Annotated in this window: 14 protein-coding genes, 1 tRNA gene and 1 pseudogene; 11 read left to right on the top strand and 5 right to left on the bottom strand. The window is 74.7% G+C overall.

The window, feature by feature from the left end:
- Positions 1 to 10: 10 nt before the first annotated feature.
- From RM780_RS03650 to RM780_RS03615, 8 genes and pseudogenes are all read left to right on the top strand, one after another.
- Positions 11 to 508 carry a GNAT family N-acetyltransferase gene (locus RM780_RS03650; RefSeq protein WP_311628980.1) on the top strand — a complete coding sequence of 166 codons (498 nt, stop codon included), beginning with the start codon at positions 11 to 13 and terminating at the stop codon, positions 506 to 508.
- A gap of 73 nt (positions 509 to 581) precedes the next feature.
- Positions 582 to 923: a divalent-cation tolerance protein CutA gene (gene cutA, locus RM780_RS03645; RefSeq protein WP_311628979.1), complete on the top strand. Its 342-nt coding sequence runs from the start codon at positions 582 to 584 to the stop codon at positions 921 to 923.
- A 10-nt stretch (positions 924 to 933) separates the two neighbouring features.
- On the top strand, positions 934 to 1,875 hold the full coding sequence (locus RM780_RS03640; RefSeq protein WP_311628978.1) for a bifunctional helix-turn-helix transcriptional regulator/GNAT family N-acetyltransferase: 942 nt from the start codon (positions 934 to 936) through the stop codon (positions 1,873 to 1,875).
- A gap of 9 nt (positions 1,876 to 1,884) precedes the next feature.
- Complete coding sequence (locus RM780_RS03635) at positions 1,885 to 2,451, top strand: CAP domain-containing protein (protein ID WP_311628977.1); 567 nt, start codon at positions 1,885 to 1,887, stop codon at positions 2,449 to 2,451.
- Positions 2,452 to 2,487: 36 nt separating this feature from the next.
- A complete protein-coding gene (locus RM780_RS03630) occupies positions 2,488 to 2,922 on the top strand; it encodes a PPOX class F420-dependent oxidoreductase (protein ID WP_311628976.1) in 435 nt (144 codons plus the stop codon).
- A 267-nt stretch (positions 2,923 to 3,189) separates the two neighbouring features.
- Positions 3,190 to 3,405: a type II toxin-antitoxin system VapB family antitoxin gene (locus tag RM780_RS03625; RefSeq protein WP_311628975.1), complete on the top strand. Its 216-nt coding sequence runs from the start codon at positions 3,190 to 3,192 to the stop codon at positions 3,403 to 3,405.
- Positions 3,402 to 3,824, top strand: a complete 423-nt coding sequence (locus RM780_RS03620; protein ID WP_311628974.1) for a PIN domain nuclease — start codon at positions 3,402 to 3,404, stop codon at positions 3,822 to 3,824. Before RM780_RS03625 ends, RM780_RS03620 begins: the two co-directional genes overlap by 4 nt.
- A 43-nt stretch (positions 3,825 to 3,867) precedes the next feature.
- Positions 3,868 to 4,020 (top strand): annotated as a pseudogene (locus RM780_RS03615) (PPOX class F420-dependent oxidoreductase); the annotation flags it as partial.
- A 223-nt stretch (positions 4,021 to 4,243) separates the two neighbouring features.
- Here RM780_RS03615 and RM780_RS03610 read toward each other — a convergent pair.
- Positions 4,244 to 4,906, bottom strand: coding sequence for a hydrolase (locus tag RM780_RS03610; RefSeq protein WP_311628973.1), 663 nt, complete (start codon positions 4,904 to 4,906; stop codon positions 4,244 to 4,246).
- 133 nt (positions 4,907 to 5,039) lie between these two features.
- On the opposite strand from RM780_RS03610, the gene RM780_RS03605 reads away from it, so the two are divergent.
- Positions 5,040 to 5,546 carry a MarR family winged helix-turn-helix transcriptional regulator gene (locus tag RM780_RS03605; RefSeq protein ID WP_311628972.1) on the top strand — a complete coding sequence of 169 codons (507 nt, stop codon included), beginning with the start codon at positions 5,040 to 5,042 and terminating at the stop codon, positions 5,544 to 5,546.
- 414 nt (positions 5,547 to 5,960) lie between these two features.
- Here the strand turns inward: RM780_RS03605 and RM780_RS03600 are convergent.
- Positions 5,961 to 6,032 (bottom strand) — tRNA-Val (locus RM780_RS03600).
- A gap of 66 nt (positions 6,033 to 6,098) precedes the next feature.
- On the opposite strand from RM780_RS03600, the gene RM780_RS03595 reads away from it, so the two are divergent.
- Both RM780_RS03595 and RM780_RS03590 read left to right on the top strand, forming a co-directional pair.
- A complete protein-coding gene (locus RM780_RS03595) occupies positions 6,099 to 7,406 on the top strand; it encodes a coiled-coil domain-containing protein (protein ID WP_394812878.1) in 1,308 nt (435 codons plus the stop codon).
- A gap of 83 nt (positions 7,407 to 7,489) precedes the next feature.
- The gene (locus RM780_RS03590; RefSeq protein ID WP_311628970.1) at positions 7,490 to 8,116 is read left to right on the top strand and encodes a DUF4383 domain-containing protein; all 627 of its coding nucleotides are present in this window, start codon (positions 7,490 to 7,492) and stop codon (positions 8,114 to 8,116) included.
- A 166-nt stretch (positions 8,117 to 8,282) separates the two neighbouring features.
- Here RM780_RS03590 and RM780_RS03585 read toward each other — a convergent pair whose 3' ends face one another.
- Genes RM780_RS03585 through RM780_RS03575 form a run of 3 tightly spaced genes read right to left on the bottom strand, consistent with a single transcriptional unit; the run spans position 8,283 to position 12,780 of the window.
- Positions 8,283 to 9,140 (bottom strand): HAD family hydrolase, encoded by an 858-nt coding sequence (locus tag RM780_RS03585; RefSeq protein WP_311628969.1) that lies wholly within the window; start codon positions 9,138 to 9,140, stop codon positions 8,283 to 8,285.
- Entirely contained in the window at positions 9,137 to 11,620 is a 2,484-nt protein-coding gene (locus RM780_RS03580; RefSeq protein WP_311628968.1) for a phosphoribosyltransferase, read from the bottom strand. The genes RM780_RS03585 and RM780_RS03580 overlap by 4 nt, the downstream gene beginning before the upstream one ends.
- The gene (locus RM780_RS03575; RefSeq protein WP_311628967.1) at positions 11,617 to 12,780 is read right to left on the bottom strand and encodes an HpcH/HpaI aldolase/citrate lyase family protein; all 1,164 of its coding nucleotides are present in this window, start codon (positions 12,778 to 12,780) and stop codon (positions 11,617 to 11,619) included. Before RM780_RS03575 ends, RM780_RS03580 begins: the two co-directional genes overlap by 4 nt.
- Positions 12,781 to 12,803: the final 23 nt, after the last annotated feature.

The raw sequence follows: 12,803 nt of genomic DNA, 5'->3' as shown, positions 1-12,803 counted from the left end.
ACTCCGGGGCATGGTGCGCCTGAAGTCCCTGACCGCCCAGGACTGGCCGCTGTGGCGCGACGCCCGCCTGGCGGCGCTGACGGAGGCGCCGCACGCGTTCACCTCCCGCCCGGCCGACTGGCCGCACGGCGGCGAGGAGCGCTGGCGCGCCCGCCTGTCCCTGCCCGGCTTCCGCAATCCGGTCGCTCTCGGGCCCTCCGCCGCGCCCCTCGGCCTGGCCTCGGGCGTTCCGGGCGAGGGCGGCCTGCGCGAGCTGCGGTCGGTGTGGGTCGCCCCGGCCGCGCGGGAGCAGGGCGTCGGCGCCGCGCTGCTGGCCGAGGTCGAGCGGTGGGCACGCGACTCCGGCGGAACGGCCTTGCGCCTGGCGGTGCTTCCGGGCAACGCCCCCGCCATCGCGCTGTACGAACGCTGCGGCTTCGTGCGCACCGACGAGCCGGGCCCGCCCCTGCCGGACGGCGACACGTGCCAGCTCGTGATGGCCAAGCCCCTGCCGCGCGCGGGCCGTTGACCCTCCGCGGCCGGACGACCGCCCCGGCGCCGGGCGTTCACCTGACCCCACCCCTCTCCCGAAAGGCTGCGGCATGACCGGCCACCTCACCGTCCTGACCACGACCGACAGCCGCGAGGCGGCGCTCGCCCTGGCCCGTTCCCCCGTCGAGGCCCGCGTCGCGGCCTGCGCCCAGGCCGACGGGCCGGTCACCAGCGTCTACCGCTGGGAGGGCGAGATCCGCACCGACGAGGAGTGGCGCGTGCTCTTCAAGACCCCCGCGGCGCGCTACGAGGCCCCGGAGGCCCACCTCCGCGCCGCCCACGCCTACGACACCCCCGAGATCATCGCCGCCGACATCACCCACGGCAGCGACGCCTACCTCACCTGGCTCGCCACGGAGACCACCTCGACGGCCGGGCCACTCTCTGACTAAAGTCAGAGATATGGACGAGAGCGTGACGGAGAACGCGGCGGCGGACGCGGCGCGGATCGAGCAGGTGCGGCGCTTCAGCCGCGCCGTCACCGAGCGGGTGGGCGTGCTCCACGACCGCTACCTGGGGCGCGACCGGCCCATCGGCGAGGCCCGGCTGCTGTGGGAGGTGGGGGAACAGGGCCGGGACGTGCGGCGGTTGCGCGACCGCCTCGGCCTGGACTCGGGCTACGTCAGCCGCCTGCTGCGCGCCCTGGAGCGCGACGGGCTGGTGACGGTCGAGCCCCACCCCGGGGACCGGCGGGTGCGCACGGTCCGGCTCACCGAGGCCGGGCGGGCTGAGCGGGCCGTGCTGGACCGGCGCAGCGACGAGCTGGCCGGCTCCCTGCTGGCGCCGCTCAACGAGGGCCAGCGCGCCCGGCTGGTCGCGGCGATGGCCGAGGTGGACCGGCTGCTGACCGCCGCCACGGTCGCCCTCGACGAGGTGGACCCGGACCACCCGGACGCCCGGCACTGCCTGGGCGCCTTCGCCGCCGAGCTGGCCCGCCGCCTCGACACCGGCTTCGACCCCGCCCGCAGCCTGCTGCCCGACCCGGGCGAACTCCGGCCGCCGCGCGGCCTGTTCCTCGTCGCCCGGCTGCACGGCGAGCCGGTGGGCTGCGCGGGGCTGAAGCTGCCGCCCGGCGCCCCGGCGGAGGTCAAGCGGATGTGGGTCGCCCCCCAGGCGCGGGGCCTGGGCCTGGGCCGCCGCTTCCTGTCCGAGCTGGAGACGCGCGCGGCCCGCCACGGCCGTTCCGCCCTGCGTCTGGACACGAACAGGGCGCTCGCCGCCGCGATCGGCCTCTACCGCTCCTTCGGATTCGAGGAAGTGCCCGCATTCAACGAGGAGCCGTACGCCCACCACTGGTTCGAAAAGAAACTTTCCCCGTTGGAAGATCACCCTTCCCCGTTTTAGCCTGGGCTTATGGATAGCTCCACCACGCCCATCAAGGCCATACGCCGCCTCCCGCGTCGCATAGGGAAGATTCGCGTCATCAAGCGGATCGGGAAACGCAGGAACACCGTGGACCAGCAGCTTTTCGACCTGATCAACGACGCCCGCCTGCACCCGGAGAAATACCCGCCGAACGGAAACGCCTCGGGCGCCTCGATGAGCGCCTGCCCCAGCGCGCTGACCCTTTCCTCGCAGCTTCAGGAGATCGCCCGCGCGCACAACGCCTTTCTGGCGGGCCAGCCCATCGAGTGGGTCAACGACGATCTCAATATGCACCGCGGCCCCGGCGGAAAGCTGGCCTGGGAGGACGGCGAGCCGATGAGCCAGGCCGGATACACGGCCTTCCGCGCGGAGAACGTCGCCACCGGCTTCCCCACCGCCGAGGCGGCCGTCCGCTTCTGGATGCAGGACGACGAGCGGTGGAACTGGGGCCACCGCAACCTGATCCTCAACTGCGCGGCCCAGGAATTCGGCTTCGCCCACCACGAGGGCGGCCCCGGCGGCCACTACTGGACGCTCGACATGGGCACCCGGTGAGCAACGCCCGGACGCGCGGCGGGAGAAGATGACGGCATGACCGCGACCCCCTTCGACCCGCACGCGCTGCTGGCCTCCAGCCGCCTCGGCGTCCTGGCCACGATCAAGTCGGACGGCCTCCCGCAACTCTCGCCCGTGCTCCCCTTCTACGACCGGGAGGCGGGCGTCATCCTCATCTCCACCCGCCACGGCCTGGCCAAGACCGCCAACCTCCGCCGCGACCCCCGCGCGGCCCTCCAGGTCACCCGCCCCGACGGCCGCGCCTGGGCCACCGCCGAAGGCACCACCACCCTCACCGGCCCGGGCACCGACCCCCACGGCCCCGAGGTCGAAGCCCTGGTCACCTACTACCGCCACGCCGCCGGCGAACACCCCGACTGGAACGAATACCGCACGGTCATGGTCAACGACCGCCGCGTTCTGATCACCCTCACGATCTCCCACGTCTACGGCGCGGACCTCACGTCCTGACCACCCCCCCGCTGGCGGCTTCCGCCACCCGGTCAAGGAAGCCCAAGGGCAGCGAACTCCCCGAACGGGCCCAGACGTTCAACGCCGTGGTCCGGGAAATCCACGCCGGTGGGCTCGCTGGTCACGCTGTGTGAGGTGGTTGAGGTGCGGGTGCCCCGGATGCAACCGTTCACGATCTTGGCGAGGCGGCGGCGCCGGAGGGCACGACACCATGATGCCATGCGCGATATACTTTAATGAGTCTGCGATATCAAAGGTGGTGCATCGATGAGCCGGACTGTGATCGATCTTGATGACGACTTGGTCGCCGAGGTGGCCAGGGCGCTGGGGACGGGCACGAAGAAGGAGACGGTCAACACCGCCCTGCGCGAGGTGCTGGAGAACCGGCGGCGGGCGCTCGCGCTCACCAGGCTACGGGCTGCGGCCGGGGAGGGCGCCTTCGACCTGGGCCTCTTCGAGGACAAGCGGGATTACCGACGGTGAACGCCGCGCAGTTCCTCATCGATACCAGCGCCCTGGCGCGGTTCATGCACAGCGACGCGGAACAGTACGGCTGGGACCAGGCCGCCGCGGCCGGACTCATCGCGTTATGCCCCATCACTGAGCTGGAATTCTTCTACAGCGCCCGCTCGGCCGCCGACCGCGAACAGGGCATCGAGGACATGCGGCTGCTGTTCGGATGGGTACCGGTCGACGACCGCGCGTACGACCGCGCATGGCAGGTCCAGGACGCCTTGACCCAGCGCGGCCAACACCGCAGCGCGGGCCCGGTGGACCTCGTCGTAGCCGCCACGGCCGAGTTGCAGGGTCTGACTCTGCTGCATCGCGATCGAGACCTCGAGTGCGTCGCGACGGTAACCGGGCAGGCGCTTCAGTGGTACGGCCCCGAAGCCGACAAGTAGACCGAGGTTCCGGTTGCAGTTCTGGGTCTCAACCTGGCTCGTCGAGGGCACCACCACCCTCACCGGCCCCGCCACCGACCCCCACTCCCCCGGGGTCGAAGCCCTGGTCACCTACCACCGCCGCGCCGCCGGCGAGCACCCCGACTGGACCGAATACCGCACCGCCATGGTCACCGACCGCCGCGTCCTGATCACCCGGGGAGCTGGAGGAGCTGACCGGGCGCCCCGTCCGTTCGTGCTAGACGGCGGGCCGTGGAGACGCTGCGCGAGCAGGGCGTGCGCGTGGCATTCGCCCCGGGCGAGCCGCACCCGCCGAAGCGGGGCGACGCGCGGGCGTTTCCCTGGGAGTTCGCGCTGAACGCCCTGGGCTGAGGCGGGGCCCCCGCCCGGTCCGTGGGCCGGGCGGGGGCAGCCGGGGCTCAGGCCCCGGGGGCCGGGGCGGGGGTGTTGAGAAGCTGCATCTCCCAGGCGAACGCGACGCCGGTGCCGCCGGTGTGGGCCATGAGCGCCAGCTGGTCCTCGGGGGTGATGGCCCCCGTCCGCGCCCAGTCGCGCTGGAGCTCGCCACTGACCGCGATCCACGTGATCGGGACGATCCCGGCCTGGACCATGCGCCGCACGGCCATGTCGTGGGCTTCGGCGGACACGCCTCCGGAGGCGTCGGTGACGACGAAGACGTCGAAGCCCTCGCCGGCCGCCTGGAGGGCGGGCATGGCCACGCAGATCTCCGTCCACAGGCCCGCGATGATCAGCTTCTTGCGCCCGGTCGCCTTCACGGCGTCCACCACGCGCTGGTCCTGCCAGGTGTTGATGAACGTCCTGTTGATCGGCTTCTGGTCGGGGAAGACGTCCTGGAGCGGCTGGATCAGGTGGCCGCCGCGCTCCTCCAGAACCGTGGTCAGGATCGTGGGGACGCCGTAGCCCTTGGCGGTCTTGGCCAGCCCGACCACGTTGTTGACGATCTGCGCCGGGTCGTGGCTGTGCAGGTTCGCGAACTGGAACGGCTGGTGGTCGATCAGCACCAGAGCGCTCTCCTCCGGCGTCAGCAGTGCGTCGAGGCCGGTCTTCGGTGACATGCTCATGGTTCTCCCCAGTGAGACGGGTCCGATGAGATGCGGCGCCGCATATAGGTGAAGCATCAACCACTTCTGTTGACGCGTCAACCTCCTTCCGCGCATAGGTGACCCATCAACCATCCCGGCTACACTCCTCCGCATGGACAAGAAGGGCGAGCCGGGCGCGGCACCGCGCTGGCTGACCCCGGCGGAACAGCGCGCCTGGCGGAGCTACCTCGCCGTGCACTTCAGGCTGGACGGCCGGCTGTCACGCCTGCTCCAGGCGGAGTCCGGCCTCTCCGGCCCCGACTACGCGGTCCTCGTCGGCCTGACCGACACCCCCGACGGGCGGCACCGCCTGCTGGACCTGGCCAGGTCCGTGGAGTGGGAGAAGAGCCGGATGTCCCACCACGTCACCCGCATGGAGAAGCGCGGCCTGGTGGCCCGCGAGGAGTGCGCCGAGGACGGCCGGGGCGCCTGGGTGGTCATCACCCCGGCGGGCCGCGAGGCGATCGAGGCCGCGGCCCCCCGGCACGTCGAAGCGGTGCGCCACCTGTTCCTCGACCACCTGACGCCGACAGAGCTGGACCTGCTGACGCGAGTCTTCGAACGCGTCACGGCACGCCTGGAGAACGACCCTCCTTCGGCCGGACGTTCCGCCGGTTGACTGGTCCCCGCGCGCGGGGCGTCGTAAGTTTCCGGGGCGACCGGGCGAGGCGGGAGGGAAAGATGGGCAACGGGCCCTGCGACAAAGGGAACTGCGAGGTCTGGACGAATCGGCGGGTGCTGGAGTCGCTGCCGAGGGAGGCGCCCGGGCGGGGGGTGGTCGCGCCGCCGGTGGTGCCGGAGGGGCAGTACTGGTTCGCGGGGCTGATGGTCGCCGTGGGGGCCCTGCTCGCGCTGACCGGGGGCGGGGGGCTCCTGCTCGGGCTGCTGCTCATGGCGGGCGGCATCGGGTTCGGCGTGTACACCGGCAGGACTCTGCAGCGGGCGCGCGACGCGCTGGCCGCCTGGGAGGAGGGCCGGTACTGCGTGACCTGCGACCGCGCCCTGGCCGACGGCGGCGGCGACCGCGGCGGAGTGGGTGCAGACGGGTTCGAACCGCCGACATCCGCCTTGTAAGGGCGGCGCTCTACCGCTGAGCTATGCACCCGGGGATCGGTGTCTCAGACTACACGGCGCGGCGTAGCCCCCCGTAAACCGCGAGCCGGATGGGAGAATGGGCCGCGTGAGGGTTGTTGTGCTGCTCGGGGCCTTGCTTGCCAGGGTGTTCGCCGGGGCGTTCGCCGGGGGCGGGACGCGGCGCTGGGGGCGGGGGCGCACGGAGGACCTGCGGGCGGCGGCGCAGGAGGCGAAGGACGCGGCGGCCTCCGCGTTCTACGAGCTGGACACCGCGCAGCGGGACCTCAGGATCTCGGTGGAGACCGTCACGGCGGCCGAGGACACGCCCCAGGCGGCGCGCGCCGCGGCCGAGTTCGGGGCGCTGGGGGCGCGCGTGGACGCGGCCAGCCAGGAGTACATCACCGTCGTGGACGCCCACGACCTCGACGGCCCGGCGCTCGACGCGGACACGGCGAACCGCGCAAGGCACGCGCTGCTGGCCGCCCGCCAGCGGCTGCTGGAGACGAAGGGCGAGCTGGAGCGTTACGCCCGCGGCATCGCGCCGCTGCTGGAGCGCGCCGAGTCGCAGCTCGCGCAGGTGGCGCCCGCCGTGGAGCGGGCCCGGCAGGCGCTGCGCGAGGCGACCGGGGCGCTGGACGCGGCGCGGGCGGCCGGGCTGCGCGCGGAGGAGCAGGCCGCGGCGCTGGCCGCGCTGGGCCCCGAGCTGCGGCGGCTGAACGAGGGCGCCGGGCGGCACGGCGTGCAGGCGACGATCCGGCGGGCCGAGGAGGTGCTGCGCCGGGCCGGTGCCATCGCGGCGGAGGCCGGGCGGCTGCCGGCCCGGGCCGAGGAGATCGACCGCCGGCTGGCCAGCCTGCGCACCCGTGCCGAGGCGATCACCACCCGGGCCGGGCAGGTGGAGCCGGTGCTCAGCGAGCTGCGCCGGCGCTTCAGCGCGGCCTGCTGGCAGGACCTGCAGCGCGTGCCCGAGCAGGCGGAGGCGTCCGTGCGGCAGGCGCAGGAGCGGCTGCGCCAGGCGCGGCGCGCGCGGGAGGAGCAGCGTTTCGGCGACGCGACGGACGCGATCAAGGCCGTTCACGCGCTGCTGGGCCGCACCGACGAGGCCGTCTCGGCGGCCGGGGAGCGGCTGCGGCGGCTGAACGAGGTCTCCTTCGACCCGCGCAAGGAGATCGACCGGACACGCTTCGTGATCCGGGACGCGCAGCGGCTGGCGATGACGGGCCGCAGCGTGCCCGAGCCGCGGCACGCCGGGCCGCTGGACGCCGCGGTCGAACGCCTGGAGCGGGCCGTCGCGGGCCTGGAGGAGGGCGGGCGGCACCCCGACTACTGGGCGTTCCTGCTGGAGACGGAGGCGGTGCGGGCCGTGGTCGCCGCCGTCGTGGAGGACATCCGCGGGCCGCGGTAGGGCCGGGCCAGGGCGGGTACCCGGGGCCTCCGACGTGAGCGCCGAACCAGCGCCGAACCGCTGAACCGAGGAGGCCGGGTGCCATGGCCACGTACACCGCGCGGGACGAGCCCCGCCTGCCGCACACCGGGCCGCGCGGCCTGCTGCGCCGCGCCCGCCTGGACGAGCACCTGCCGGTGGACCGGCGGCTGAGCCGCGTCTACCGGATCGGGGCCGGGCTGATGGGCCTGGGCCTGGTGATCTTCGGGGTGCGGGGCGTGACGGCCGGGATCGGGATGTTCGACACCGGCGACGAGTCGGTGTGGGGGCTGAAGACGAACGGCGCGCTGGGCCTGCTGTCCATCGTGGTCGGGCTGCTGCTGTTCGCCGGGATGCTGAGGGGCGGCAACGTCGCCTCCTCCCTGAACCTGCTGATCGGGGTCGCGTTCGTGCTCAGCGGCTTCGTCAACCTGGCGCTGCTGGAGACGGAGGCCAACGTCCTCAACTTCGGGATGCCGAACGTGATCTTCAGCTTCGCGGTGGGGCTGGTGCTGATGACCTTCGGCATGTACGGGCGGGTCAGCGGGCGGCTGCCGCACGACAACCCCTACTGGAAGGCGCGCAACCCGCAGGCGGACGCCGAGGAGGGGCGGCGCCGCGAGCTGGTGGAGCGGCGGCGGCGCGAGCTCAGTGCGGGCGCCTCGCGGCGGGCGGCTCACGAGGGCCGGTAACCACCGCGCCCGCTACGGCCGTTCGCCAGCCGCCGCGGTGAAGGGCCGGTCGGCGGGGCGCCGTTCAGCCGCAGCCGCCGCAGCCGCCGCCGCAGCCGCCGCAGCCGCAGCAGCCGCAGCAGCCGCAGCCGCCGCGACCGTCAACGCCCGACCGGCTGTGGCCCGTTCAGCCGGGCGCTGCCGCGCAGGAGGCGACCGCGGCGAGGAACGCCCGCAGGATCTCCTCGCCCGCGCGGACGCCGCGTGCGGCGAGCGCGGTGACGTGCGGGGCGCTCCAGCCGGCGGCAGCCAGCTCGCCGTGGCCCGGCCGCCACGCGCGGTCCGCCGCGAGCAGCAGGTCCGCGTCCAGCAGCGAGTCCCCGGCGGCCAGGACCGAGCCCGCCCCGGTGCGGCGGACGACCTCCGCGACGGCGGCCGACTTGGTCAGCGGCCGGGGCACCGCGTAGAGCTTGCGGCCCTGGAGGGAGACGGTCCAGCCGCGCGGCTCCGCCCAGGCGGCCAGCTCCTTGGGCCAGGCGTCCGGCATCGCCTCGCGGTCCACCACCAGGTAGGCGAACAGGTCCTCGGCCACGCGCTCCTTCAGCAGCCAGGCCGGGCCGGCCGCGCGGCGCAGGTGGTCGCGGACCTCGGCCAGCGGGGCGCAGCCGGCGGCGAGCGCGGCGCGGACGGAGGCGTTCCAGTCCTCGTCGGTGCGGCCGTTCACCAGCAGGTGCCCGCCGTTGGCGCAGATCGCGTAGGGGGCAACGCGCCCCGGCAGGCGGACGCGGCGGTACTGCTCGCGGGTGCGGGTGGTGGTCGGGACGAGCAACGCGCCCTCGTGGGCGGCGAGTTCGGCCAGCAGGGCGGCGGCCCGCTCGGTGACGTAGGACTGCGGGCGCGCCTGGTAGGTCTCGACGGTCAGCAGGCGCGGGGCCTCGGCGTCGGGCATGTCCAGGGCCAGCGCGGCGGCCGAGTAGATCAGCGTGCGGTCCAGGTCGGTGGCGACGACGGCCGGGGAGGCGGCCCGGGCTGCGGGTGCGGTCACGGTGCGGCCTTTCCGTCGGCGCCGGTGGCGCCCCTGGTGTAGCGGGGGTGGATCAGGCCGACGCAGCTGTAGGGCAGGTCGTCCGTCTCCTCGACCGGGACGCCGCGCTGCTCGGCCAGGAGCCGGATGTGGTCCAGGTCGGCGCCCGCGCCGCGCCGGGCGAGCACGCGCCAGGGAACGCGGCGCAGCAGGACGCGGGTGGTCTCCCCCACGCCGGGCTTGACGAGGTTGACGTTGTGGATGCCGTACTCCTCGCTGATGCGCTCCACGGCGCGCCACCCCGCCCAGGAGGGGGCGCGGCAGTGGGCCGGGGCGGCGAGCAGCGCGGCGGCGTCGGCGACGGCGCCCCCGGCGATGGTGGGGTCGGCGAACCGCGCGGCGACGGTGTCGAGGAAGTGCCCCGAGAGGTCCGCGTCGGCCAGCTCCCGGTAGTGCTTGGCGCCGTGGAAGTCGTCCGGGCCGACGAGGTCGGCGCGCAGCACGGTGCGCGAGATCAGCCCGGAGACGGTGGAGTTGAGGCAGGCGGAGGGGATGAGGAAGTCCTCGCGGGTGCCGTAGGTGCGCACGCAGCCGCCGGGGTCCGCGAGGACGGCGAGCTCCGGGTCGAAGCCCTCGAACGGCCGCAGCGCATCCGCGAGTTCGCGGGTGATGGCGCCCTTGCCGGTCCAGCCGTCCACGAAGACGACGGAGGCCGGGTCGTGGTGGGCGGCCAGCCAGCGCAGGGCGGTGGTGTCGATGCCCTGGCCCCGGACGATGGAGATCGCGTAGTGCGGCAGGTCCAGGCCGTGCGCGTGGCGGGCCCAGCGGCGCATCAGGATGCCGACGGGGGTCCCGGCGCGGGCCAGCGAGACCAGCACGGGCGGGCGGCCGGGCGCGGAGCGTTCCGCGAGAACGGCCTCGGTGACGGTGCCGACGGCGCGCGCGACGCGGGTGGCCGAGGCGTCCAGCGCCGCGTGGAAGAGGCGCTGGTAGGCGGCGCTGGGCTGGTACTCGACGGGCAGGGACTCGGCGTAGTGGGCCCCGCCGGACTGGATGGCCTCCTCGCGCTCCTCGGCGGGGGCCTCCAGCGTGACGTCCGAGAGGTCCTGCAGGAGCCAGCCGACCTCGTCGGGGGCGTAGGAGGAGAACGCGGGCCCGCGCAGCGGCGGAGGCAGCGGGGGCGTCGCGGGCACCACGGCGAGCAGCAGGCCCGGGGCATGGGCGCCGAGGCGGTCGAGCAGGCCGCCGGGGGCGCGCAGGGCGGGGGTGTCGCCGGCGGCGTCGGTGATCAGGACGATGGCGTCCCAGGGGCGTTCGCGGCCGGCGACGTTGTAGGCGTAGCGCGGCCCGGGGCCGTCGGCGGGGTCGTCGTGCGCGGGGAAGGCGAGGCGGCTGCGGATGGCGTAGCCGGGGTCGTCCACGGGGAGCACGGGCGAGCGCGTGGTGGTGGAGAACCGGACCTCGGGGGCGTCGGGGCCCTCCCCGCCCGTGAGGGAACGTTCCAGCGCGTCCGCGAGGCGCAGCGGGACGTACATCAGCTCCTCGGTGCCCAGGACCAGGACGCGCCGCGCGCCCTGCGGCAGCGCGGCGGCCAGGGCCGCGCCGAGGGCCGGGAGGGCGGCCTCCAGGCGGCGGCGGTGCTCGGGGCCGAAGCCGTGGCGCCCGCCGTCCGGAACGCCGGAGGGCCAGGGCAGCGCCACCTCCTCGGGGCGTGCCGCGTGGGGCCCGGCCGGCTCGGGGGCGCCCTCGTGGGCGGCGACCAGGGCCGCGCCGCGCTCCAGCACGCCGTCCGGCAGCTCGGCCCGGCCGCGCGCGAGGGAGGTGACCTCCACGGCGGCGCCCAGCTCGGCGGCGAACTTCGCCAGCGCCGCGCGCTCCTCCTCCGGCCGCAGGTCGGCCAGGGCCGCCACCACGTAGCGCTGGCGCGGGTGCAGCCGGTGCAGGGCGGCGATGGTGTTGCGGACCGTGCGGCCGGTGGACAGCTCGTCGTCCACCAGGACCAGCGGGCCGCCCCCGGTCAGCAGGCCGGGGTCGGAGGGCAGCAGCAGGTGGGAGGTGTGGTGGCTGTGCTCCTCCTCGAAGCCCCCGGCGGGAGCCACGCCCGCCACGGGCCTGCGGGTGGAGTGCAGGTAGTGCGTGCCGGGGCCGACGCCGTCCGCCACGCTGTGGCCCAGGCCGGTCGCGGTCTCGGCGTAGCCCAGGACCACGGCGCGGGAGGCCGCCTCCTCACCGAGCAACGCCCGCACGCGGCGGCCGAGTTCGATGCCGGCGCCGTGGACGGTGGCGGGCCGTTGCGGGACGTGCTTGCCCAGCACGGCGGAGACCAGCAGGTGGGCGCGGCGCGGGTTGCGGCGCAGCGCGAGGCCGAGCATGCCGCGCAGGGCCTCGCCGCCGTCCTCGCCGGTCAGGCGGACGCCGAGCCGCTCGGCCACCCACGTCCCGGGCCAGATGGGGTCGTTGGCGGCGCTCTCGTCGCGGGCGCCTACGTCGCGGGCGCTCATCCGATGCCCGCCGCGAGGAGGTCCACGAAGTCCACGCCGTCCCGGGCCACGCCGAAGACCTCGGCGCGCAGCATGGTGCGCTCCGCCCAGGCGCGGTGCGGCTTCACCTCGTTCATCTTGTTGGTGTAGGCGGAGCGCAGGACGCCGCCGCCGGAGGGCCCGGTGGCCAGGATGTCGGCCGCGTCGCTGAACTCCTCGTGCGTCACGACGGACAGCGCGTGCACGGGGGCCACGTGCGAGGGGTGGATGCAGGTCTTGCCGAGCAGGCCGTTGGCCCGGTCCAGCTCGATCTCCTGGAGCAGGCCGTCCATGTCGTGCTCGATGAGGCGGGCGCGCAGCTCCTCGGCCCGGCCGCTGAACGGGCTGCGCCGCAGCTGCGGCTTGAACATCCGCTCCTGGGCCCGGAAGTACTCCCACACCGGCCCGGTGACGGTGAACCCGGTGCCGTCGGCGCGGCCGAAGACGTTCACCACGTCCGCGATGACGGAGGCGACGATGTGCACGTCGTAGGCGGTCATGTCGGGGCTGCGGCGCAGGCCGTAGGCGGCGCAGAAGTCGGTGACGCCGAGGCGGACGGCCGGTATGCGGTCGCGGTACTTCTCGATGACGCGGGCGGCGGCGGCCAGGCCCTCGGCGCGGGTCTCCAGGTGCAGCAGCTCGGGGGACTCCAGCACGGGCATCGCCAGCAGGCGGCGGCCGGACATCACCTCGGCGCCGGTCAGGGCCTCCAGGAAGGCCGGGCCGCTGGCGGCGGTGAACTTCGGCACCACGTACCCGGACAGCAGCTCGGCGGCGGGGCCCAGGCGCCCGGTCAGGCCGGTGATCTGCTCGGGGGTGCGCACCCGGACGAAGAGCAGCGGCAGGTCGGCGACGGCGCACTCGCGGTGCAGGCGCCGCAGCTGGCGCACGAGGTTCTCCTCGGCGCCCGTGACCTCGGCGTCGCTGATGGAGTCCTCCAGGCACAGCACCATGGACACGACCCCGGAGGCGGCCTGCCGCCGCACGTCGGCGGCGAGCCGGGGGCGGGTGGCCGGGCAGTAGAGGGTGGCGCCCAGGGCGACGCCCAGGGTCCTGACCGGGGAGGCCGGGCCGAACTCGGCGGGCTCCCGGTGGAACAACGCTCGACGCTGGGCGGGCGCCAGGTGCCCGTAATGCCGCATAGATCTCCCCGACGTGCTGGTCG

Origin of the sequence: Streptomyces boetiae (assembly GCF_031845405.1) — a bacterium.
GTDB lineage: Bacteria > Actinomycetota > Actinomycetes > Streptomycetales > Streptomycetaceae > Streptomyces > Streptomyces boetiae.
The sequence above is the reverse complement of the archived record's forward strand: the minus strand, read 5'-3'. Positions and strand labels throughout refer to the sequence as shown.